The sequence below is a fragment of the Aeromonas sp. PrichA-15 genome, assembly GCF_017939245.1.
Classification (GTDB): Bacteria; Pseudomonadota; Gammaproteobacteria; order Enterobacterales; family Aeromonadaceae; genus Aeromonas; species Aeromonas caviae.
Window position 1 is genome coordinate 61222 of record NZ_JAGKRH010000320.1, and the last position, 23047, is coordinate 84268.

The 23047-nt window shown below is 61.8% G+C and carries 20 protein-coding genes, 1 tRNA gene and 2 rRNA genes; 9 read left to right on the plus strand and 14 right to left on the minus strand.

The features are described from left to right. Nucleotides 1-32: 32 nt before the first annotated feature. Both J9889_RS22735 and J9889_RS22740 read right to left on the minus strand, forming a co-directional pair. Complete coding sequence (locus tag J9889_RS22735; protein WP_010672590.1) at nucleotides 33-632, minus strand: YhgN family NAAT transporter; 600 nt, start codon at nucleotides 630-632, stop codon at nucleotides 33-35. Between the two features lie 101 nt (nucleotides 633-733). Then, complete coding sequence (locus J9889_RS22740) at nucleotides 734-979, minus strand: YecH family metal-binding protein (RefSeq protein ID WP_045522984.1); 246 nt, start codon at nucleotides 977-979, stop codon at nucleotides 734-736. Between the two features lie 208 nt (nucleotides 980-1187). Here J9889_RS22740 and J9889_RS22745 point away from each other — a divergent pair, with 208 nt between their 5' ends. Further along, on the plus strand, nucleotides 1188-2471 hold the full coding sequence (locus J9889_RS22745; RefSeq protein ID WP_162540587.1) for a dicarboxylate/amino acid:cation symporter: 1284 nt from the start codon (nucleotides 1188-1190) through the stop codon (nucleotides 2469-2471). 15 nt (nucleotides 2472-2486) lie between these two features. Here J9889_RS22745 and J9889_RS22750 read toward each other — a convergent pair whose 3' ends face one another. After that, nucleotides 2487-2801, minus strand: a complete 315-nt coding sequence (locus J9889_RS22750) for a DUF2007 domain-containing protein (RefSeq protein ID WP_010672587.1) — start codon at nucleotides 2799-2801, stop codon at nucleotides 2487-2489. Between the two features lie 240 nt (nucleotides 2802-3041). After that, a complete protein-coding gene (locus J9889_RS22755; RefSeq protein ID WP_010672586.1) occupies nucleotides 3042-3944 on the minus strand; it encodes a LysR family transcriptional regulator in 903 nt (300 codons plus the stop codon). A gap of 97 nt (nucleotides 3945-4041) precedes the next feature. Here J9889_RS22755 and J9889_RS22760 point away from each other — a divergent pair, with 97 nt between their 5' ends. Together J9889_RS22760 and J9889_RS22765 are read left to right on the plus strand one after the other, a co-directional pair. Next, nucleotides 4042-5094, plus strand: a complete 1053-nt coding sequence (locus J9889_RS22760; protein ID WP_109112604.1) for an HlyD family secretion protein — start codon at nucleotides 4042-4044, stop codon at nucleotides 5092-5094. Next, the gene (locus J9889_RS22765) at nucleotides 5094-6647 is read left to right on the plus strand and encodes a DHA2 family efflux MFS transporter permease subunit (protein WP_210558319.1); all 1554 of its coding nucleotides are present in this window, start codon (nucleotides 5094-5096) and stop codon (nucleotides 6645-6647) included. Before J9889_RS22760 ends, J9889_RS22765 begins: the two co-directional genes overlap by 1 nt. A gap of 60 nt (nucleotides 6648-6707) precedes the next feature. On the opposite strand, the gene J9889_RS22770 is transcribed toward J9889_RS22765, so the two are convergent. Then, entirely contained in the window at nucleotides 6708-7334 is a 627-nt protein-coding gene (locus J9889_RS22770) for a lysoplasmalogenase (RefSeq protein WP_042864577.1), read from the minus strand. A gap of 172 nt (nucleotides 7335-7506) precedes the next feature. Between J9889_RS22770 and J9889_RS22775 the strand changes: the two genes are divergently transcribed. After that, nucleotides 7507-7665 carry a hypothetical protein gene (locus J9889_RS22775; RefSeq protein WP_005332188.1) on the plus strand — a complete coding sequence of 53 codons (159 nt, stop codon included), beginning with the start codon at nucleotides 7507-7509 and terminating at the stop codon, nucleotides 7663-7665. Between the two features lie 88 nt (nucleotides 7666-7753). Here the strand turns inward: J9889_RS22775 and J9889_RS22780 are convergent, their stop codons facing one another. From J9889_RS22780 to J9889_RS22805, 6 genes are all read right to left on the minus strand, one after another. Continuing rightward, complete coding sequence (locus J9889_RS22780) at nucleotides 7754-10318, minus strand: TRAP transporter permease (RefSeq protein ID WP_210558321.1); 2565 nt, start codon at nucleotides 10316-10318, stop codon at nucleotides 7754-7756. 87 nt (nucleotides 10319-10405) lie between these two features. Continuing rightward, nucleotides 10406-11377: a TAXI family TRAP transporter solute-binding subunit gene (locus tag J9889_RS22785; protein ID WP_042865391.1), complete on the minus strand. Its 972-nt coding sequence runs from the start codon at nucleotides 11375-11377 to the stop codon at nucleotides 10406-10408. 547 nt (nucleotides 11378-11924) lie between these two features. Next, nucleotides 11925-14090: a S9 family peptidase gene (locus J9889_RS22790; RefSeq protein WP_210558323.1), complete on the minus strand. Its 2166-nt coding sequence runs from the start codon at nucleotides 14088-14090 to the stop codon at nucleotides 11925-11927. Nucleotides 14091-14378: 288 nt separating this feature from the next. Further along, the gene (locus tag J9889_RS22795; RefSeq protein WP_010672577.1) at nucleotides 14379-14810 is read right to left on the minus strand and encodes a DUF411 domain-containing protein; all 432 of its coding nucleotides are present in this window, start codon (nucleotides 14808-14810) and stop codon (nucleotides 14379-14381) included. 45 nt (nucleotides 14811-14855) lie between these two features. Beyond that, entirely contained in the window at nucleotides 14856-15179 is a 324-nt protein-coding gene (locus tag J9889_RS22800) for a hypothetical protein (protein ID WP_210558325.1), read from the minus strand. A gap of 76 nt (nucleotides 15180-15255) precedes the next feature. After that, on the minus strand, nucleotides 15256-15978 hold the full coding sequence (locus J9889_RS22805) for an SDR family oxidoreductase (protein ID WP_202016274.1): 723 nt from the start codon (nucleotides 15976-15978) through the stop codon (nucleotides 15256-15258). A gap of 140 nt (nucleotides 15979-16118) precedes the next feature. Here J9889_RS22805 and J9889_RS22810 point away from each other — a divergent pair, with 140 nt between their 5' ends. From J9889_RS22810 to J9889_RS22830, 5 genes are all read left to right on the plus strand, one after another. Next, nucleotides 16119-16961: a LysR family transcriptional regulator gene (locus J9889_RS22810; RefSeq protein WP_041212185.1), complete on the plus strand. Its 843-nt coding sequence runs from the start codon at nucleotides 16119-16121 to the stop codon at nucleotides 16959-16961. A gap of 59 nt (nucleotides 16962-17020) precedes the next feature. Beyond that, a complete protein-coding gene (locus tag J9889_RS22815) occupies nucleotides 17021-17620 on the plus strand; it encodes an NAD(P)H-dependent oxidoreductase (protein WP_010672574.1) in 600 nt (199 codons plus the stop codon). 70 nt (nucleotides 17621-17690) lie between these two features. Continuing rightward, nucleotides 17691-19547: a monovalent cation:proton antiporter-2 (CPA2) family protein gene (locus J9889_RS22820; protein WP_010672573.1), complete on the plus strand. Its 1857-nt coding sequence runs from the start codon at nucleotides 17691-17693 to the stop codon at nucleotides 19545-19547. Next, nucleotides 19544-19930: a SirB2 family protein gene (locus J9889_RS22825; RefSeq protein ID WP_039040394.1), complete on the plus strand. Its 387-nt coding sequence runs from the start codon at nucleotides 19544-19546 to the stop codon at nucleotides 19928-19930. The genes J9889_RS22820 and J9889_RS22825 overlap by 4 nt, the downstream gene beginning before the upstream one ends. A 286-nt stretch (nucleotides 19931-20216) precedes the next feature. Beyond that, entirely contained in the window at nucleotides 20217-21203 is a 987-nt protein-coding gene (locus J9889_RS22830) for a WYL domain-containing protein (protein WP_029313511.1), read from the plus strand. A 1309-nt stretch (nucleotides 21204-22512) separates the two neighbouring features. Here the strand turns inward: J9889_RS22830 and J9889_RS22835 are convergent. The 3 genes from J9889_RS22835 to J9889_RS22845 form a co-directional block, all read right to left on the minus strand. After that, nucleotides 22513-22589, minus strand: a tRNA-Asp gene (locus tag J9889_RS22835). A gap of 98 nt (nucleotides 22590-22687) precedes the next feature. Then, nucleotides 22688-22802, minus strand: a 5S ribosomal RNA gene (gene rrf / locus J9889_RS22840). Between the two features lie 121 nt (nucleotides 22803-22923). Next, nucleotides 22924-23047, minus strand: a 23S ribosomal RNA gene (locus J9889_RS22845); the annotation flags it as partial.

The following is a 23047-nucleotide window of genomic DNA, read 5'->3' on the forward strand; positions in this document are numbered from 1 at the left end:
CCCGTTTCACGTTGACATCAGCATTCGCCCCGTCAGTTCTGACCCGTCACCGCCAGATAGTGGTGTACCCCGTCCAGCAGCATCTGCACCGAGATCATCACCAGCAGCATGCCCATCAGCCGCTCCACCGCGGTGAGTCCTCGCTCACCCAGCAGCTTGTTGAACAGCTCGTAGAACATCAGGATCACGGCGCTGGCCCCCCAGGCCATCAGCAGGGCCAATGACCAGTCCACCATCCGGGTCGGCTCCTGGTTGGCCAGAAGCAGCAGGGAAGCCAGGATGGAGGGGCCCGCAATCATGGGGATGGCCATGGGCACCAGGAAGGGCTCCTCCCCCGCCGCCAGCCCGGTCACGCCACCGGGGCTCGGGAAGATCATCTTGATGGCGATGAGGAAGAGGATGATGCCCCCCGCGATGCTGACCGCCTCCTGACGCAGGTTGAGGAAGCTCAGGATCTGCTGACCGGCGAACAGGAAGCCCATCATGATCACCAGTGAAAACAACAGCTCCCGCAGCATTACCTTGCGTCGACGCTTGGGGTCGACATGGCGCAGGATGGAGAGGAAGACCGGCAGGTTGCCCAGCGGATCCATGATCAGAAACAGCATGACGGCAGCGGAGAATGTGTCCATAGAGCGCCCGTGCAGAACCTTTCAACAAGAGGGGAAGGAGGGCGAAATATAACAAAGGTGGCGGGATTCGGCGAGCGCCCCACCGCGCTCGCCACTGGCGATCATCCGTGGTTGCAGATCTTGTCGGCGCGGGTCTGGAACCCTGACTCCGAGTCGATGAACTTGCCGCGCCTGGCCAGGAAGTCGATCAGGGCGTCGGCGTCCATCTCGCTGGCGCTGCAGGTGTGGAACCGGGCCTCGGCACCGAAGCGCGAGGCGATCGCCGCCCTGAGGCTGGCCCGGGTAAACGGACTCTCCTGCTCCAGCATCATCTCCATCACTTCGTGACCGTGTATCGATTGGGGCATCTCGAACCTCTTTAATCATCATGTCAGATGACAATTAAAGCCGGAAGCCCGGAGAGGGTTCTTGATATAGGCCAACAAAACGCCTTTTTTAACGCCAGCGGGCTGGTCGTGAGCGCCGCTTTGTCGATAATGTGGCAACCTGACGGGGGGATGGCTACACTGTCGCCCCTTTTTGCCACCGCAGACAGAAAATAAGGACATTGGCGTCATGCTGTTCCATGGATTGGTCTTCAAACCCTGGCGGATCTGGACCCGTCGCCCGCTCTGGTTGAAGACTCTGCTCGGCATGCTGACCGGGATAGGTCTGGGACTCTGCTTCAGCGAGCAGGCCCTGCTGCTCAAGCCCATCGGCGTCCTGTTCGTCAACACCATCCAGATGCTGATGGTGCCCCTCATCTTCTGTTCCGTCCTGGCAGGCCTCACCGCCCTGCTCAAGGGCAAGCGGCTCGACCGCATCGCCGGCAAGGCCATCGGCTTCTATCTCTGCTCCACCGCCGTCGCCATCTGCATCGGCCTGATGATGGGCTGGCTGCTGGAACCGGGCATGGGCGCCAACATGGGCCCTTATGAACGGGGCGCCATGGCGCAGCAACCTACTCTGGCCAGCGTGCTGAGCCACCTAGTGCCGCGCAACCCGGTGCAGGCCATGGGCGATGGCAAGATATTGCAGGTGATCGTGTTCGCCGTGGCCCTCGCTCTCGCCCTCAACGCCACCGGACGACGCGGCCGCCCCGCCATCCTGTTCTTTACCTCCCTGGCAGAGGGAATGTTCAAGCTGACCCAGATGGTGATGGCCCTGGCCCCCTATGGCGTCTGCGCCCTGATGGCCTGGATGACCGGCAAGTACGGCGTCAGCCTGCTGTTGCCGCTGCTCAAGGTGATCGGCGCCGTCTACCTCGGCTGCCTGCTCCACGTGCTTGGCGTCTACAGCAGCCTGCTGCTCCTGATGGCGCGCCTCAACCCGTTGCACTACTTCAAGAGCATCGTCGATGCCCAGGCGGTGGCCTTCACCAGCAGTTCAAGCAGCAGCACCCTGCCCATCAGCCTGGCCTGCGCCGAACGCAGGCTCGGGGTCTCCCCCGCCATCACCGCCAAGGTGCTGCCCATCGGCGCCACCATCAACATGGATGGCACCGCCCTCTATCAGGGGGTCACCGCCCTGTTCGTGGCCCAGGCCTTCGGGGTGGATCTGCATCTGGTGGACTACCTGACCATCATCAGCATCGTCACGCTGGCCAGCATCGGCACGGCGGGCACACCCGGTACCGGGCTGATGCTGCTGACCCTGACCCTCACTGCCGTGGGACTGCCGCTGGAAGGGGTGGCACTCATCGCAGGCATAGACCGGCTCCTCGACATGGCGCGCACCACGGTCAATGTCTCCGGCGACATCCTGGTCTCCGTGCTCATCGCCCGCAGCGAGAAGGAGCTGGATCTCGCCACCTACCACGATGCCCATGCGGGGGATGACATCGACTTCACCCTGCGCTGAGGGCGCGAGGGGCGTTCAATGATCCTGGGGATCGTGATGGCAGCGCCAGCAGATATCAAAGTTGGCGCCGTTCTCCTCCCCGCACTGGCCGCACAGCCAGCCGTTGCCCTGGCGCTGCTGGTAGCGCTCGATGATCCGGCCCGCCCGCTGACGATCCCGCTCGTTCACCATCAGGGTCACTTGCAGCAGATCCACCGGCAGCTCCCCGAGCGCGCCGGAGAGCCCTTCGCCGCTGAGGCGCACCCTGACTCCCTCTACCTCCAAGGCCCCTTTCAGGGCATGCGCCTCCAGGGAGTGAGAGGCGCGATACAAGTTAATCCACTGATCCATACGTTGTCCTCGAAACCCTTGCCAGTGCCATCATCACCAGCACTACCATCATTCCAGGCCGAGCATCTTCCGGGAGCGAGATGCCCGATACAGATTCATCCACTGATCCATACGTTGTCCTCGAAACCCTTGCCAGTGCCGTCATCACCAGCACTACCATCATTCCAGGGCGAGCATCTTCCGGGAGTGAGATGCCCGATACAGATTCATCCACCGCTCCATACGTTGTCCTCGAACCCCTTACAGCAGCTTGTCGATGCCGTAAGCCGGGCCGTTGGCCACCAGAAAATCGATGAATGCCCTCAGCTTGCGCGGCATCAGGCGCCGCTCGGGAAACAGCAGGTAGATGGGTACCCTGGGTTGCTGCCACTCCGGCAGCAAGGAGACAAGCGTCCCGTTCGCCAGCTCATCATGGCACAGCATGGCGGGCAGGGAAGCCAGCCCCAGCCCCGCCTTCGCCGCCTCCCTGGCACAGGTGATGTTGTTGACCTGGAAGCGGGACGGGGGATCCACCAGCACTTCGCGATCATCCAGCTCGAAACACCAGTGCGAGGCGAGGAACCCCGTGCTGACCGCGATCCGCTCGTGATGCACCAGATCGGCGGGCCTCTGGATCACCGGGTGGCGCGCCAGATAGTCCGGGCTGGCGCACAGCAGCCGCTCGGTGCTCCAGAGACGCCGCGCAGCCAGGTTGGAGTCGCTCATGTCGCCGACCCGCACGATGGCATCCAACCCCTCGCTGATGGGATCCACGATGCGGTTGGTCAGCTCCAGCTCCACCTTCATGCCCGGATAGGCTTGCAGGAAGTTCGCCACCAGCCTGCCCACCACCAGCTGTCCCGTCTCGATGGGCACCGCCAGCTTGAGGGTCCCCGTCACCTCCTGCTGGCTGGCACTGAGCATCAGCTCGGCCTGGGCCAGCTCCTCCACCGCCTTGCTGCAGCGTAGATAATATTGTTCACCGGCTTCCGTCAGGGTGAGCTGCCGGGTGGAGCGATAGAGCAGCCGCGCGCCGAGACGCTGCTCCAGCTCGGCGATGCGGCGGCTCACCGTCGCCTTGGTCATGCCCAGCTCCTGGGCAGCGGCGGTAAAGGAGCCCTTGTCGACGATACGAACGAGGATTAAGGCAGCATTCAGGTCCATTGTTTCACCAGTGAAACTGTATATCTCATGAATGGATACTAATCGAAACAGTTGCACGATGTTAGCCTGCCCGCCACAGTTCAGGAAAACCAATATCATGAGTCAACACAAGAAGATCCCCCTGCTGGCCGCCCTGGTGCTGGCCCTGCTCGGCCTGCTGTTTGCCGGTTACTGGTATCTGCATGGCCGCTACTTCGAGAGCACCGACAACGCCTACCTGCAAAGCGAGGTGACCGGCATCGGTTCCAAGCTCTCCGGCTACATCAGCGAAGTACTGGTGACCGACAACCAGGCGGTGAAGGCCGGCCAGCTCATCGCCCGGCTCGACGACCGCGAATACAGAACCAAGGTGGAGGAGGCCGAGGCCGATCTGCACCTCAACCAGGCGACGGCGGATAACCTCGCCGCCACCCGTATCCAGCAGTTGAGCCTCATCCGCCAGGCCGAGGCAAAAGTCAGCTCGGCCAACGCCGAGCAGGTCCGGGCCCAGCAGCAGGTGCGCCGGGTCAGCCAGCTCAATGAGCGTCACTACAGCTCCCAGGACAGCCTGGACGAGGTACGTGCCGGCTTGCAGGTCAACCAGGCCCAGGCACTGGAGGCCAAAGCCGCCTTGCAGGCCGCCCGCGAGCGGCTGCTGGTGCTGGATGCCGAAGCCAAGCAGAACCAGGCCAGGCTGGCATTGAGCGAGGCCCAGCTTGAACAAGCCAGGCTGGAACTCGGCTACACCGAGCTGCGAGCCCCGGCTGACGGCATCATCGGCAAGCGCAGCCTGCGGGAAGGGCTCTACGTCCAGTCCGGTATGCAGGTGGCCAGCCTGGTGCCCCTGAGCCAGGTGTGGGTCGAGGCCAACTTCAAAGAGACCCAGTTGCAGCACATGCAGCCGGGCCAGAAGGTGGAGGTGATCCTGGATGCCTATCCGGATCAACCGGTCGAGGGGATCATCGACAGCCTCTCTCCGGCCACCGGCGCCAAGTTCGCCCTGCTGCCGCCGGAGAACGCCACCGGCAACTTCACCAAAATCGTGCAGCGGGTGCCGGTCAAGATCAGCATCCCGGATCCGGGCGCCCTGGTGGGCAAGCTGCTGCCCGGCCTCTCCACCGAGGTGATCGTCGACACCCGCACCCCTGATCCCGTGGTGGCCGCCCACTGATGGACGCCATACCACGCCGCAACTGGATCGCGGTCATGGGGGGCCTCATCGGCGCCTTCATGGCCATCCTCGACATCCAGATCACCAACGCCTCCCTGAAAGACATTCAGGGGGCACTCTCGGCCACCCTGAGCGAGAGCTCCTGGATCTCCACCTCCTATCTGGTGGCGGAGATGATCGCCATACCGCTGAGCGGCTGGCTGAGCCGGGGACTGAGCGTGCGGCGCTACCTGCTGTGGACCACGGGCGCCTTCATCGTCGCCTCCGTGCTCTGCTCGTTCAGCTGGAACCTCACCAGCATGATCGTCTTTCGGACGCTACAGGGCTTTACCGGCGGGGCCCTGATCCCCATGGCCTTCTCCCTCATCGTCAGCCTGCTGCCGCTGCACAAGCGAGCCACCGGCATGGCGCTGTTCGGCCTGTGCGCCACCTTCGCCCCCGCCATCGGCCCGACCCTGGGGGGCTGGCTGACGGAGCAGATGTCCTGGCACTACATCTTCTATCTGAACGTGCCGCCCGGTCTGCTGGTCATGGCCATGCTGGCCCACGGGCTGGACAGGAAGCCGGTGGACTGGGAGGTGATCAAGCGGGTGGATCTCATTGGTATCCTCACCATGGCGGTGGGTCTCGGCCTCCTGGAGGTGGTGCTGGAGGAGGGCAACCGGGAGGACTGGTTCGGCTCGAGCTTCATCGTGCGGCTCACCGTCATCTCGGTGGTGGCCCTGGTGTTCTTCGTCATCAGCCAGTTGCTGCGCCACCACCCCCTGGTCAACCTGCGGCTGCTGCACAACCCGCGCTTCGCCCTGGCCTGCTTCGCCTACCTGGTGCTCGGTATGGGGTTGATGGGCTCCATCTATGTGCTGCCCCTCTACATGACCCAGATCCACAATTACAACGCCCTGGAAATCGGTGAAGTACTGATGTGGATGGGGTTACCCCAGTTGCTGGTGCTCCCCCTGGTCCCCAAGCTGACCCACAAGATAGATCCGCGCTATCTGGTGAGCTTCGGCTTTCTGGTCTTCGCCATCAGCTGCTTCATGAACGTGAACATGAATGCCGACTACGCCGGGCCCCAGCTGATCCAGTCCCTCATCGTGCGGGCCCTGGGGCAGCCCTTCATCATGGTGCCCCTCTCCCTGGTGGCGACCGCCAGCCTGACACCGGACGAGATCCCCTCTTCCTCGACCCTGCTCAACGTGCTGCGCAACCTGGGGGGGGCCTTCGGCATCGCCATCATCGCCACCCTGATCGACAACGACACCCGGACTCATGTCAGCCAGATCGGCAGCACCCTGGCCGCCACCAGCATCGAGGGGCAGGCCTATCTGATGCAGTTGGCCCAGACCATGATGGCCCAGGGAGCCGGGCCGGAGCAGGCCCAGTTGCAGGCCCGGGCCATGCTGTCGAACACCATCAGCCGCGAGGCGGCCATCATGGCCTACAACCAGGTGTTCTACGTGATGGGTATCTTCCTGCTCGTCGCCAGCGCCCTGATGCTGCTGCTCAAGCAGCCTGCCCCGAGGGCCCCTGACGCAGAACCGGTCGAGGCGTGAAAGGTGGGGCTCACATAGCAAAACGGGCCAGAAGGCCCGTTTTTCATGGCTGCCCGCCGGTCAGCCCGCCAGGGAGGCGGCGATCAGGAACTGGGCCGCGAAGTAGCTGCTCATGATCCAGGCCGTGGCATGGGGGAAGGGGCGGCGGAATCTGTCCAGCGCCAGCATGCTGTCGGAGAAGAGGAACATCAGCGCCCCCACCAGGGCGGCGGCGCTGCCGGCAGTGAGAGAGGCATGCCAGGCACCGGCGGCCACCCAGGCCATGGCGATGATCACCAGCATGTAGCAGAAGACGGGGATCCTCATCTCGCCGAGCTGGCCCCACAGGAGCCCGAACACCATGCCGGCCACCAACAGCAGCAGCAGGCCGTCCACCAGCTTGAGCACCAGGGGCCCCTGGGCGAACCCGACGATGTAGCAGAGGTGAGCGACAAGAAATGCCGCCAGCCCCTGGATGAAACGATCCCGTGGCAGCATCAGCAGCACGTCACCCGCCAGCGACAGGCAGAGACCGAGCAGGATCCAGGCGTGGGAGCCGTTGTGATCGTCGCTCTGGTAGCCAAACGCCAGGGCGATGATGAACAGCATGGTCAGGGGTTTGCTGATGTAGAACTGACGGGAGTCTGAGCCGTAAGCCGCGCGGATGTGCCACCAGCCCGATGCGATGATCAAGAAACTCAATAACATGCCCTGCTCCTCACCGGCTGCTCGCCCTGGGGCGGCAACCTCTTTAGTGCCCGCAAGAGTAGCAAATTCCCCTGGCCAGTGGCAGAGGCTGAAGCAGATGGCACCCTACACCTAAAGTCTAATTGCCCCCATCCCCGCCCTCGGGCATAAGAGACAGTTCTGGAGGATCACCATGGAAGACGCTATGACCAACTACCTGCCCGCTATCGACATCATGATGTGCCATCTTGGCATCAGCTTTGAACAGGCCTGCGAGCAGCTTGGCCTCAGCCCGCAGGAGCAGCAGACCCTCGACCAACTGCAAAAACAGAAGCAGACCCAGTCCAACTGATGCCCTGGACTGATGGCCCGAAGCGGCCGGCATCACAGCCCAGCATAAAAAACGGCGCCCGAAGGCGCCGTTTTTTATTGGGTGATGATCAGGGTCGAGCGACCCGGCGGCGTTGCAGCCAGACCACGGCCCCGAACAGCAAGAAGCCCGGCAGCCACATCAGCTCCTTGGGCCAGCGCTCGGTGGGCGCCTTGACGCTCAGGATCTGCTGATCCATCTCCAGCCCCAGATCGGCGGCCTGGCTGCCGAAGGTGACGGTGTCGATCAGGATCTTGCCGTCCTGCTCATAAGTCTGGATCCCCAGCTTGGCCAGACGGTCCTCACCAGTGACGCCCGAAGGCACCGGCAACAACACGGTGAAGCGGCGCAACTTGCCCACCGCATCTTCCCCTTCCATGCGCAGGCGCAGGGTGCTCTCGGCCTCCACCTGCCCCATGGTCTGGACCAGCTCGGCCGGGGCGGTGTCGCGATACGGGTCGTGCAGCAGATCCATCCAGAAGCCAGGACGGAACAGGGTGAAGGCCACCAGCAGCAGCAGCACGCTCTCGTACCAGCGGCTCTTCACCAGGAAGAAGCCCTGGGTGGCGGCAGCGAAGATCAGCATGGCGATGGTGGCCACGAAGAAGATCAGTACGCCGTGGGCGAAGTCCACGTTGATCAGCAGCAGATCGGTGTTGAAGATGAACAGGAAGGGCAGCGCCGCGGTACGCAGGCTGTAGTAGAACGCCGTGATCCCGGTCTTGATGGGGTCGCCCTTGGAGACGGCGGCCGCGGCGAACGAGGCCAGCCCCACCGGCGGGGTCACGTCCGCCATGATGCCGAAGTAGAAGACGAACAGGTGCACCGCGATGAGCGGCACGATGAGGCCGTTCTGCTGGCCCAGGGTGACGATCACCGGCGCCAGCAGGCTCGATACCACGATGTAGTTGGCAGTGGTCGGCAGTCCCATGCCGAGGATGAGGCTCAGCAGGGCGGTGAGGATCAGCATGAGCAGCAGGTTGCCCATGGAGAGGAACTCCACCAGATCCGCCAGCACCAGGCCGACGCCGGTCTGGGAGACGGCCCCGACGATGATGCCGGCAGTGGCGGTGGCAATGCCGATGCCGATCATGTTGCGAGCACCGGCAATCAGCCCCTCGCGCAGGTCCACCACGCCATCGGTGAAGGAGCCGTAGTCATGCTTGCCGTCGGTGCGCAGCCAGTTCAGCAGCGGTCGCTGGGTCAGCAGGATGATGATCAGCATCACCGAACCCCAGAAGGCCGACAGGCCGGGGGAGAGGCGCTCCACCATCAGACACCACACCAGCACCACCACGGGCAGCAGGAAGTGCAGGCCGGAGAGCAGCACGGCGCGGGTCTCGGGCAGCTCGTCCAGCGGCTTGTCCGGGTCTTCCGCCGGCAGCGGCGCGTTGCTGGCGGCGATCTTCAGCAGTCCCAGGTAGGCGACGGCCAGCAACACGCTGATCCCCGGCAGGGCATAGTCACCCAGCACCGGCTTGAGCCAGCCCAGACCGTAGTAGACCGCCATGGAGAGGCCGCTGATGAGGGCGGCACCGAAGGCGAAGCCGGTCAGGCGACGCAGCCAGGGGCGCGGCTGACGGTTGCCGATGGGCTGCATCCCGAGCTTGAGCGCCTCGAGGTGCACGATGTAGAGCAGGGCGATGTAGGAGATGGCCGCCGGCAGGAAGGCGTGCTTGATGATCTCCACATAGGGGATGCCCACGTACTCCACCATCAGGAAGGCCGCAGCCCCCATGACCGGCGGCATGATCTGGCCGTTGACCGAAGAGGCCACTTCCACCGCGCCGGCCTTCTCCTTGGAGAAACCGACCCGTTTCATCATGGGGATGGTGAAGGTGCCCGTGGTCACCACGTTGGCGATGGAGGAGCCGGAGATGACGCCGGTCAGGGCCGAGGCGACCACGGCCGCCTTGGCCGGGCCGCCGCGCAGGTGACCCAGCAGGCTGAAGGCGAGCTGGATGAAGTAGTGGCCCGCACCGGCGCGCTCGAGCAGGGCGCCAAACAGCACGAACAGGAAGACGAAGCTGGTGGAGACCCCAAGGGCGATGCCGAACACCCCTTCGGTGGTGATCCACTGGTGGTTGGCCAGCGCATGCAGGCTCACCCCGCGGTGGGCCAGCAGGGAAGGCATCCAGGGACCGGCCAGGCTGTAGGCCAGGAAGACGATGGCGATGACCGCCAGGGCCGGGCCCAGGGCGCGGCGGGCCGCTTCCAGCAGGAGCGGGATGCCGACGCAGGCCACCGCGAAGTCCATGGTGGTCAGGTTGCCGGGACGCTGGGCAAGCTCCTGGTACATCACGAACAGATAGCTGGCGACGGCGGCACCGACGAGGCCGAGGGCGATGTCGGCAAGGGGAACCCTGTCTCGCGGTGAGCTGCGCATGGCCGGGAACACCAGGTAGGCGAGCAGGATGGCGAAGGCCAGGTGAATCGAGCGTGTTTCAGTGTCGTTGAGGACGCCGATGCCGAGGGAGAAGGGCAGCGGCGAGGCGATCCAGAGCTGGAACAGGGACCAGATCAGCGCAAGACCTGCGATGATCCAGCTCATGGGGCCGACGGGCAGCCTGGCGCCGACGTCCTGGGCGATCAGCTCCTCGGCCGAGAGCGCCTCTTGTTGTTGTGTTTGCTGCATAGTGTGACTCTGTAGGTACTGCAATAAATGAGACTCGCTCCCCCGAAGGAGGAGCGAGTCCGGGGCACATCCGAAGACGCAGCCGGATTACATCCAGCCACGTTCCTTGTAGTAACGCACAGCGCCTTCATGCAGCGGAGCGGAGAGACCCACCTTGATCATGTCGGCTTCCTTCAGATCCGCGAAGGCCGGGTGCAGGCGCTTGAAGCGGTCCAGGTTGTCGAACACGGACTTGACCAGCTGGTAGACCACTTCCGGATCGGCCTTGGCGCTGGTGGAGAGCACAGCCTTGCCACCGATGGACGGAGTCGGGTTCGGGCTGCCCTTGTAGAGACCACCCGGGATCTCGGCCTTGCTGTAGTAGCTCTTCTCGGCCAGCAGCTTGTCGATCTCGGGGCCGGTGACCGGCACCAGCACGGTGTCCGTGGTGGTGGAGGCTTCCTGGATGGCGCCGTTCGGGTGGCCGACGAAGTAGCTCATGGCGTCGATGTTGTTGTCACCCAGGGCAGAGGCCTGCTCGGCGGGTTTCAGTTCGGAGACCAGGCTGAAGGCGGATTTGTCCCAGCCCTTCACGGTCATGATCTCTTCAAAGGTGTCACGCTGACCGGAACCCGGGTTGCCGATGTTGACGCGCTTGCCCTTCAGGTCGTCGAAGCTGGCAATCTTGGCGTCCTTGCGGGCCAGAATGGTGAACACTTCGCTCTGCAGGGAGAAGACGGCGCGGATGTCATCCATCGGACCTTCGGCCTTGAACGGCTCGACGCCCTTCATCGCCTTGTACTGGTGGTCGGACTGCATGATGCCGAAGTTGAATTCGCCGGAGCGGATGCCGTTGACGTTGGCAACACCGCCGCCACTGGCCGGGGCGTTGCACTTGATCTGGTGATCGGCGGCGCCGCGGTTGAGGAAGCGGCAGATGGACTGGCCCGCCACGTAGTAGACGCCGGTCTGACCGCCGGTGCCTATGGTCACGAAGCGCTCCTGCGCTTGCACCGGACCACCAAACGACACACCGACCAGAGCCGCCGACAAGGCGCACGCCAAGGATAATCCTTTCATGTTCTTCATCCTTTTCATTGATTTATTTCACCCGTTTCCCGGGAGAATATGAGACAGACCCGCACCAAGACTGGGTTCGCCTATACGACCTCGTACGAGGAAATGGTCGAGCGGCACGCGCCCTTCCAGAAGCCACCATCATCCTGCGGTGAGATAATCAGCGTCATGCCGATCGGAGGTGATCTGACCAGAAACGGGTCAGTTCAAAAGCATTAACGCTCCGATTAAGCACATAACACCAACATAAATCAAACAAAACAGCAAAATGGCGGATTTAAATAGCGAGAAGTTTGAAGCGGATCATTCATTTCTCAAGGGCAGATTAATTACATGAACTATCAAAGGGAAGCAATAAAAAGCACGCCCAGATTCTTTCGCAACCCTGGACTGGCAAGGATTAGAATCCTGGTCCGTTATATTGCGAAGTGCTTACTGAACAGCATAAACACGACGTTAATGACGCTTTTGTCGCCAAGATGCAAAAACCCCGATCCGGGGCTGCCGGAACGGGGTTTGGTAACAAGCTGATTTCATTTGGGCCCGGCCATCACGCCTTGCTGCCAGCCAGCTCCAGAATGAAGGCGAACTCCAGGGCGATGTCCTCATAGGCCTTGAAACGGCCCGACTTGCCGCCATGACCGGCCTCCATGTCGGTGCTGAGCAGCAACTGGTTGTCGTCCGTCTTCAGCTCACGCAGCTTGGCCACCCACTTGGCCGGCTCCCAGTACTGCACCTGGGAGTCGTGCAGCCCCGTGGTCACCAGCAGATTCGGGTAGGCCTGGGCCTTGACCTGATCGTAGGGGCTGTAGGCCTTCATGTAGTCGTAGTAGCGCTTCTTGTTCGGGTTGCCCCACTCGTCATACTCCCCTGTGGTGAGGGGAATGGACTCGTCCAGCATGGTGGTGACCACGTCGACGAAGGGCACCTGGGCCACCACGCCGCGATAGAGCTGGGGCGCCTGGTTGATGACGGCCCCCATCAGCAGGCCGCCGGCGCTGCCTCCCATGGCATAGACCTGATCCCTGGCGCCGTAGCCTTGCGCCACCAACGCCTCGGTCACGTCGATGAAGTCGTTGAAGGTGTTCTGCTTCTTGAGCAGCTTGCCCTCTTCATACCAGGTGCGGCCCAGCTCCTCGCCACCCCGGATATGGGCGATGGCGTAGACGAAGCCCCGGTCCAGCAGGCTCAGGCGTGAGCTGCTGAAGTCCGGGTCCATGCTGGCGCCGTAGGAGCCATAGCCGTAGACCAGCAGGGGATTGGTGCCTGCACCACCCCCTGCCTTCTTGAACTTGTCCTTGCGATAGACCAGCGACACCGGCACGGCTACGCCGTCACGGGCGGTGATCCAAAGCCGCTCGCTGGCATATTGCGCAGGCACGAAGCCCGCCACCGGCTGCTGCTTGAGCAGAGTCCGCTTGCCGCTGTCCATGTCCAGCTCATAGGTGGAGGACGGCGTGGTCATGGAGGAGTAGCCATAGCGCAGGGCGCTGGTGTCCGGCTCCGGGTTGTAGGAAAGCCAGGTGACATAGGCGGGATCGTCGAAGGCGATCTCCTTCTGTTCGCCACTCTGCCAGTTGACCTGACGCAACCGGGTCAACCCCTGACTGCGCTCCTCCAGCACCAGCCAGTCCCTGAACAGGGCATAGCTCTCCAGCAGCACGTCCGGATTGGGGGCGATCACCGCCTTCCAGCGATCCACCGGGCTCTCCTTGGTCTCATAGAGGCCGAAGTTATTGCCGTCCTTGTTGGAGCGCACATAGAAGCGACCGCGGTAGTGATCCAGGCTGTATTCGTGATCCACCTGACGGGGCAGGAACAGGCGTGGCGTCTGGCCCGGCACATTGGCATCGATGAGGCGCGCCTCGCTGGTGGTGGTGCTGGAGAGGGAGATGACGATGAAATCTTCCGAGGTGGTGGCGTAGAGGCTCACATAGAAGGAGTCGTCCTTCTCCTCGTAGACCAGGGTATCCTTCGCGGGATCCGTGCCCAGCTCGTGGCGATAGACCTGGTAGGGCAGCAGGGTCTTGGGGTGCTTGCGCACGTAGAAGACCGTCTTGCTGTCGTTGGCCCACACCAGGTTGCCGGAGGTGTTCTCGAGGGTGTCGGCGGCCCAGGCGCCGCTCTCCAGATCGAGGAACTGGATCCTGTATTGACGGCGGGAGAGATAATCTTCCGCCACCGCCAGCCAGCGGTTGTTGCGGCTCACCTCGAGCGCCCCCAGGGCATAGAACTCGTGGCCTTCGGCGCGCTGGTTGCCATCCAGCAGCAGGGTGGGCGCCCCGTCCCCTTCCACCTTGCTGCGGGAGTAGATGGCGTACTCCTTGCCCGGCTCGTAACGGGTCTGATAGCGGTAGCCGTTCTTCACATAGGGGACAGACTCGTCCTGCTGGGGAATACGGGCCACCATCTCCTTGTAGAGCTGCTCGCGCAGCGGCTTGATCGGTGCGAGCATGGCCTCGGTGTAGGCATTCTCGGCCTTGAGATAGTCCAGCACCTCGGGCTTCTGCCGCTCGTCGTCACGCAGCCAGTAGTAGTTGTCGACGCGCGTGTCCCCGTGTTTTTTCAGGGTATGGGGGTGCTTGGCAGCCACCGGGGGGACAATGACAGGCTGGGTGGAAGTATCGCTTGTAGGCATGGCGGACTCTTCGTTGGCATGGGAACAGGGCGCAGCAAGCAGGCAAGCCAGCAGCAACCCCCGGGAAAAGGTGAACATGTCGCATCCTTTGCGCTGTCACAGGGCAGCCCCTCCCGCTGGTGCTGCACGCATCCAGACGGCACACCGGCAGGCAGCAGGAAAAGCGTCCCTGAGAAAATAAAAATTGGCGATCAATCTGCCCCTTGTCGCCCGGGGTTGCAAGGGCTCCCCGGACATTACCCCCCAAATCGACGAAAAAGGGCCGCCATCTCGCGATGGCGGCCCTCCTCCCTGACCGTGGGCGACACGGGTTCGCTCAGGTGTGCCTCACATGATGGAAGTGTGTCTGCTCACGGTCAGCATCCATCAGCCGGGGTAGCTCGACCAGACTTTGGTCGCGCCCTCGTCACTGATGCTCAGCACCTGATAGGGCTGACCCGGAATATCCATGCCCGGCGCACTCTGGGGCATCCCCGGAATGGTCAGACCGCGGATCGCCGGTTTTTCCTTGAGCAACTTCTGCACGTCGGCAGCGGGCACATGCCCCTCCACCACATAGCCATTCACCACCCCGGTGTGGCAGGAGGCCAGCTGCGGGGTGATGCCATGCTGCTGCTTGATCGGGTCAAGCTGCTCGGTTTCCACGACCTTGACCTCAAAGCCGTTCTCTTCCATGTGCTTGATCCAGGTCTTGCAGCAACCGCAATACTGGGACTTGTAGACGGTCATCTGCCCGGTTGCCAGAGCAGAAAAACTGACGGTACCGGCCAGCACGGCCAGTAACAGGGACTTGTACATATCTCACCTCGGTTAAGAAGAAATGCCCGGAAAGGGAAACTCGACTCAGCCGTGGTGACGGGGCGGACGCTCGAAACGCTCCAGGGGCGCCTCCGGCATGAACAGAGAGGGAGAGAGGAATATCGGCCTGTCGGGCTCAAGCCGGGCAACCGTCAGGCTGTCGCTGGTGAGCACCGTCATGGCGAGCGCCGAGGTGAAGCTGCCGCAGGGCATGGCTTTTTCCAAGGTACGCTCGCTCTGGCTGCAATGGGGCGTCAGGGTACAGAGATCGGTGGCCGCCCGGCTGCCAAACGACATCAGCACCAGCACCAGACTCCACAGTGGGAGCCAGCGGCGGGCGCGAGCGAGTTGGCGACGGGTCAGGACCATGAGACGACTCAATGACGAAAGAGGGCCTATGGTAACCCTTGGCCCAGGGGGAGGGTCAACCCCTCCCCCGTCTGCATCAGGGTTGCTGGCGGGTGGCCGCCAGCACGATCTCCCGCACGCAGACGTTGGCCGGCTGGTGCCAGGCGTAGAGCACGGCGTCGGCGATCACCTCGGGTGCAATGACGCCTCCCATCTGGTCCTTCCAGTCGTGATAGCCCGCCTTGATGCTCTCGTCCGTGGTGTGGCTGAGCAGCTCGGTCTCCACCGCGCCCGGAGCGATGGTCACCATCCGCACGCCCACATCGGCCACCTCTTCCCGGATATTCTCGGTCAGGGCGTGGACGGCGAACTTGGTGGCGCAGTAAGCGGCATGGTTCGGGAAGGTCTTGCGACCGGCGATGGAGCTGATATTGATGATGGTGCCGCTGCGGCGGGTCTTCATGCCGGCCAGTACCGCATGCACGCCATTCAGAACCCCCATCACGTTGATATTGAGCATCTGCTGCCACTCGGCGGGATCCTGCACGTCGGCCTGTCCCAGCAGCATGACGCCGGCATTGTTGACCAGACATCCCACCGGGCCGAATTGCGCCTCCGCCTGCGCCACGGCGGCCTTCATGGCGGCGGTGTCGGTGACATCGACCCCGATGCAGAGGGTATCGGGCAGGTTAAGCGCCTGCATGGGCTCGACCCGGCGGGCCAGCAACAGCAGCGGATGGCCGGCGGCGGAGAAGGCGCGGGCAATGGCGGCACCGATCCCGGCGGACGCGCCGGTGATCACCACGAGGGACTTGGACATGGAGTTTTCCTTCTGATGCGTTGAAATGGGCGTCAAACAAGGGCTGGCCAGCACGGGACCCAGTCACTATAGTCGCTATATCCATCGGCGATAAATATAGTTTTCCGCTGGTTATCATCTGAATTAACTATGGTATCCCCATGCTGGACCTGAGATTGCTGCGCTTCTTCATCGCCATCTATGAAGAGAAGAACATCACGGCGGCGGCAGCCCGCTGCCACGTGAGCCAACCCTCCCTCTCCGCCGGCCTTCGCCAGCTCGAAGAGAGCCTGGGGGACAGCCTCTTCATCCGGGGCAAGAAGGGGGTGGAAGCGAAGGATCCGGCCCACTATCTCTATCCCCACGCCGTCAAGCTGGTGGAAGAGGCGCGTCGCCTGCCGACTCTGTTTCGCCAGAAGGCGACGCGTGCGAGACTCAACATGGCCATCATGCCCGACCTCAGCCGCCGTCGGCTGGCGGGATTGCTTCGGCGGGTGCAGGGGGTGCTGCCCGAGCTGGATCTCACCCTCTCCGATTACGGCACCCCGGCCGACTGCCGGCTGACCCTGGATGCCCTGCGCCGGGAGGACGAGATCTTCCTGCCGCTCTGGGAAGAGGAGTACGTGCTGTGCGTTCCCAGGGGACACCCTCTTGCGGGCAGGGCGCGTATCGAGCTGGCTGAGTTGCAACACCATGATTTCATTGAGTGCCCACCCTGCGAAGCCCATCAGCAAACCATAGGCCTGCTGGCCTGTGACCGGCTCACCCTCAATCTGGTGGCCAAGGCCGAGAGCAAAGGGCTGGTGATGGCGCTGGTGCTGGCCGGTGTGGGCATCAGCTTCCTGCCCGACGGGCTGGTGGAGGACGAAGCGGGCCTGTGCACCCTGCCCGTGAGCGGCCCCCGGATGTTCCGCCGCATCGGCCTCTGCTACCCCGCCCACCAGACCCTGAATCCGGCGCTGCGCGCACTGATCCCGGAACTGGCGGGCCAGGGAGCTTCTTGATAACGTTTCAGCTCACAATCTGTCGCATGTGCCGGCAGCAGACCCTCTTCAGGAATCCCATGAAACGCATTCTGGTCATCTTTTCACACCCGGCGCTGCAGAGTTCCCGGGCCAACAAGCAACTCCTGCACGCCATCGAGGGGCTGGAGGGGATCACCCTGCACGATCTCTGCCAGCGCTATCCGGATATGTTCATCAACGTGAAACGGGAACAGGCCCTGCTGGCGGAGCACGACATCATCGTCTTCCAGCACCCCTTCTACTGGTACTCCTGCCCGGCCATCATGAAAGAGTGGATGGACCTGGTGCTGGAGTACGGCTATGCCTACGGCCCCGAGGCCCACGCCCTCAGCGGCAAGCAGTGGCTCAGCGCCATCACCACGGGGGGCGGCCCGGAGTCCTACTGCCGCGCCGGCTACAACCAGCGCCCGCTGCTCGACTTCCTGCTCCCCTTCCAGCAGACCGCACAGCTGTGCGGCATGCGCTGGCTGCCCCCTTTCGTGCTGCACTCCTTCCACAAACTCGAGGATCCCGAGGCGCTGCGCCGCTGCGGCCAGGACTATCGCCAACTGCTGTGCGCCCTGCGTGACGAGCAGCTGACCCCGGCCCAGCTGGCCGAGAGCCCCTATCTGCGCGATCTGCTGGGGGTACTCCCATGACACACACTCGATCCGGGCGCAGGCCCGGCCAGCCCTCACCGGCATTCATCATGTTAAGGAGGAGCCGCTGATGGGACATGGATTGCTGTTTGACGCCCTGATCTACCTCTCGGCGGCGGTGATCGCCGTCCCGCTGGCCAAACGGTGGGGGCTGGGCTCCGTCCTTGGCTACCTGCTGGCGGGGATCATCATAGGCCCCTTCCTGCTTGGTCTGGTGGGCGAGCAGAAAGACGTGATGCACTTCGCCGAGTTCGGGGTGGTGCTGATGCTGTTTCTGGTCGGTCTGGAGCTGCGCCCGGCCCTGTTGTGGCAACTGAAAGGGCCCATCCTCGGCACCGGTGGCCTGCAGGTGCTGCTCACCAGTGTCGCCCTGACCGGGGTGGGTTATCTTTTGGGTCTGCCCTGGCAGCAGGGGCTCGCCATCGGTCTCATTCTTGCGCTCTCCTCCACCGCCATCGTGCTGCAGAGCCTGCAGGAGCGCAAACTGATGCAGAGCGAGAGCGGCCGCTCCGCTTTCGCCGTGCTGCTGTTCCAGGACATCGCCGTCATCCCCATTCTGGCGATCCTGCCGCTGCTGGCCATCGCACCGGTCGCCAGCAGCGGCAGCTCGGAGCTGGCAGGCTGGCAGCACGGCCTGCTGGTGGTGGCCGCCATCGCCGGCATCGTGCTGGGTGGTCATTACCTGATGCGGCCGGTGTTTCGCGCCATCGCCCAGTCCCACATGCGGGAGATCTTCGTCGCTGCCGCCCTGCTGCTGGTGATCGCCATCGCCGTGCTGATGGAATCCGTCGGCCTCTCCCCCGCCCTCGGCTCCTTCCTCGCCGGCGTGGTGCTGGCGGACAGCGAATACCGCCACGAGCTGGAAGCAGACATAGAGCCGTTCAAGGGGCTGCTGCTCGGCCTCTTCTTCATGTCGGTGGGTGCCGGCATCGACTTCAGCCTCTTTGCCGCCCATCCCCTGTTGATCCCGGCACTGGTGATCGGTCTGATGGTGCTCAAGTGGCTGGTGCTGATGGGGCTCGGCTTTGTCATTCGCCTCTCCCCGAACCAGCGCTGGACCTTCGCCCTGGCCCTGGCCCAAGGCGGTGAGTTCGCCTTCGTGCTGTTCTCGTTCGCCGCCCAGAACAAGGTACTGCCGGGCAGCACCATCTCACTGCTGACTCTGGTCGTCGCCCTCTCCATGGCGCTGACACCGTTGCTGCTTATCCTCAACGATCGGGTGATCCAGCCCTGGTTCGACTACCGCAACCAGAGCGACACCCCCGAACACGAACAGCCCGAGCTGGTGGAACACCCGGTCATCATCGCCGGCTTCGGTCGCTTCGGTCAGATAGTGGGGCGTCTGCTCCACGGCCATGGTATTGGCACCACCATCCTGGAGCAGGATGCCAGCCAGATAGAGATGCTGAGAAAGTACGGCTACCAGGTGTTTTATGGGGATGCCAGCCGACTCGACCTGCTGCACGCGGCCGGCGCCCACAAGGCCAAACTCCTGGTGCTCTCCCTCAATGACCCGGCCACCTCCCTCGAAGTGATAGAGATGGTGAAAAAGCACTTCCCACACCTCAGAATACTGGCCCGTGCCCAGGACAGACCCCATGCCCACGAGATCCTGCGCCACGGGATAGACAGCGTGCACCGCGAAACCCTGGGGTCGGCCGTGGATCTTGGGGTAGAAGCACTCACCCTCTTGGGATTCAGGGCCAATCAGGCCTGGCGTGCGGGGCAGATGTTCAAGCAGTATGACAACCGGCTGCTGCGGGAACAGGTCAACTACCTGGACGACGAGCACACCTATATCAACAAGAGCCTGCAATACCGCGACATCCTCTCCGACCTGCTGCAAGACGATCAGGAAGGACAGGAGCGTACCCACGCCCATCAATGGAACAGCGGTCTGCCCGACAACGACAAGGAAGCAACATGATTGCCTATTACCCCATGCTCAAACACCTTCACATGACCCTGGCCCTGGTCAGCCTGCTGCTCTTCCTCTACCGCTGGAGCCTGGCGCTGGCGGGCAGCGGGCGGCTGCAACAGAAATGGTTGAAGGTGCTGCCCCACATCAACGACACCTTCCTGCTGCTGTTTGGCGTGCTGCTGGCGGTGACCCTGCAGATGAGCCCTGGCCAGCAGCCCTGGTTGATGGCCAAGCTGATTGCCCTGGTGATCTACATCGGCCTGGGCGTCATGGCGCTCAAGCGCCCTGCCCGCGGTCAGAAGCTGGTGGCCGGAGTGGCCGCTCTCGCAGTATTCGGCTACATGGTGGGCGCAGCCATCACCAAATCAGCCTGGTCCTGGCTGGCATAACGACGTGTCGAGGTGGGGGCCCGTCCCCCACCTCCTTCCCACCTCCCCCTCCTTACTGCTTCCATTTCCTTCCTGTCACCCTGGTCGCGAGCATCCTAGCAAGGCTTGTTTGCAATAAAAAAAGGGCTCAAACAACCCCTTTTTATTGCTTTTTTGTTTTATTTATCAACGATTTGGTTCTTCATGTATGAAAATGGCGACAGTTGTCGCAGCAAAACTTGCGACATAGACTGTCGCAGGCCATGGCTAGGATACACTCAACGCTAAACCAGTGAAGGCATGCACCATGAGTAAGAAGCTGTTACGACAACTGACCTTGGCGCGTTGCATCCCGCACCGCCCTTACAAGCTGACCGCCAGCCAACTCCAGGTAAAACTGGAAGAGGAAGGCATTCACGTCAGTCTCCGTACCGTGCAACGGGACCTGGAAGAGATGTCCGGCATGGGACTGTTCGACCTCACCTCCGATGAGCGCAGCAAGCCTCATGGCTGGTGCTTCGAGCGCCATGGTCTCAATGACTTTGCCAACATCATGCCGCTCTCGCTGGCAGTGGCCCTGAAAACCTGGAGCGACCAGGCGAGCCAACTGTTGCCGGCAAGCGTGCTGACCGAATTGAACCCGCTGATCGACAAGGCTGGTCAGGTGATCCGCGACAGCCAGAGCGAACTGGCCGAGCGCTGGCTGGAGAGCGTGCACCAGTCACCTCGCCCCTTCGCCGGCAATCCGGAGATCCGCCGCAGCACCCTGATCCGCGACGCCCTCTGGCGTGGCCGCAAATTCAGCGCCGAGATCCAGCGTGTCATCAAGGAGCGTACTGTCTGGCTCTGCTATGACCGCATCAATCCCCTCGGCATCCTGAACCAACCCGATGGCCCCATCCTGCTCTGTACCCTGTCCGAGCTGGATCCCAAGGTCTACGGCATCCCGTTCGATCACATCAAGAACGTGGAGTTGACCAACTTCAGCGCGACCCAGCCGAAGGACTTCAATATCCAGAAGCTGATCCGCGACCAGGGTTATCAGGACGTCAGCGGTCCGATCCGCTTCGTCGGGCGCATCGATGCCAACTGCCCGACCCTGATCGATGGACAAATCCCGGGACATAACCCGCGCATGACCCGTTACGACAAGCGCAGCGTGGTGGTGGAGACCGAAGTGCAGGATACGCCCGAGTTCCGCTCCTGGCTGAACAACATGAGCGGCAACCTGGAGGTGCTTGCACCCGAATCACTGCGCAAGGCCTACCCGACTCCTGGGACAAGGGTCAGCTAAAGAAACCAGCAGACAATACAAAGCCGAGATTTATCTCGGCTTTTGTCTACTTTTAAAGCATAAATATTCAATTAATTTTGAACTCTTACACCCCTGATTGAAGCGGCTGTACCATCGTTTTCCTACCGATTTCTGCTTGTAAGAGATCTGCCATTCCCCCTGTAAGACCCCTCAGTGTTGAACCGTACGTGAAGCCATCCCGCACTGAGTATGCTTTCCATGGAAACTATATAAACAGCTGATAAACATAGATAATATTCCACACCAGCCCATTTCTGTACCACATGTCACGGAGCTCAATCCGATTGCACACCTTGTTCGAGCCTGCAATTGCCTTAGTATTGGTCTCACAAGGACGAGCTGATTCGGCAGGATGCAGAAACAGCGCATAAACAAGGAATAGCCTGCAGGATGTGGGCAAGGAACACCTCGGGATGGGGTTGATAGCCAGGATGGTTATCACAAGGATCGACAGGGCAACCGCAGGATGCGGTAGTTGGATACCTCGGGATGAGGTTGAGTGGCACGGATTGTCGCTCATCAAGGATGAAAGGACACCGCAAGACGCGGTCAGGAACAGCTTCAAGATGAAGCGTGATAGCAAGGATGGTTATCAGTCAGGATGACGCAGGAACACCACGGGATGTGGTAATGGACACCTCTAGGAAGGAGAGGGTGAAGCAATCAGGACAGATTGCCAGGCTAGGAAGGCCACAGGACACCCCAACGGATTGGGAAGGGGAATTTCCAAAGGAAAGGATAGCGTCAAGGATTGCAGGGAGCATGGCAGTTCAGGGAATGGACGAAATGACTTGAGGGGACAGCATCTGCTGTCCCCTTTTCTTTGTGCACCCCATGCTCGCGACACAACAGAAAATGGAATCAGCCTGAGCGGTCCTACAACATCACGCTTTTACCAGATATCCTCTGCATCCTGGATAACCCCATCAGATTCAGCCACAGTAGCGCACCTTACCTTTCCTGCGCCCTCCCTCGTCTATGCTCAGCGACATCCACTAGGCCCTCAGAACGCAGCAGATCAGCCGCAACCAACAAGCCAGGATATTTCCTGGCGACTAACTCCAGGTAACGATGGCCACTGACTTCTGCTCAGCCAGGCAGATTGTTGAGTCATCCCTGAACTGTCTATATGTGTGACCACGAATGAAGCATGAATGCCATTCTACAGGGCGGAGATTGCCGTAGGGAGGGGTGATAACCAAGCAAGCTACCTGCTATGAGGATGAGAGACTGGGTAAATGTCAGAAAGCAAAAAGGCCTTCCCGATAGGGAAGGCCTTTCAATTTAGTGGCGGAGCGGACGGGACTCGAACCCGCGACCCCCGGCGTGACAGGCCGGTATTCTAACCGACTGAACTACCGCTCCGCATTCGGTTAGCTTTCGCTAAATCTTTTGCTGCTTGTTTGTGAGGTGTCATCCTCGCAGCCAGTCATGTGATTCTTCACATCACCGTTTAATTGGGTGCCTGGCAGTGTCCTACTCTCGCATGGCGAATGCCACACTACCATCGGCGCTACAGCGTTTCACTTCTGAGTTCGGCATGGGGTCAGGTGGTTCCACTGCGCTATTGCCGCCAGGCAAAATCTTAATCCAGAAAGCTGACGTGGATAACGACTTCGCTAGTTTGCGTTGTCATTACCACTGAATTTGAGTAGTTCGCTCATTCGCTACAAGGCCCAGAACACTTCTTGGGTGTTGTATGGTTAAGCCTCACGGGTAATTAGTATGGGTTAGCTCAACGTATCGCTACGCTTACACACCCCACCTATCAACGTTGTGGTCTCCAACGGCCCTTTAGGACCCTCAAGGGGTCAGGGATGACT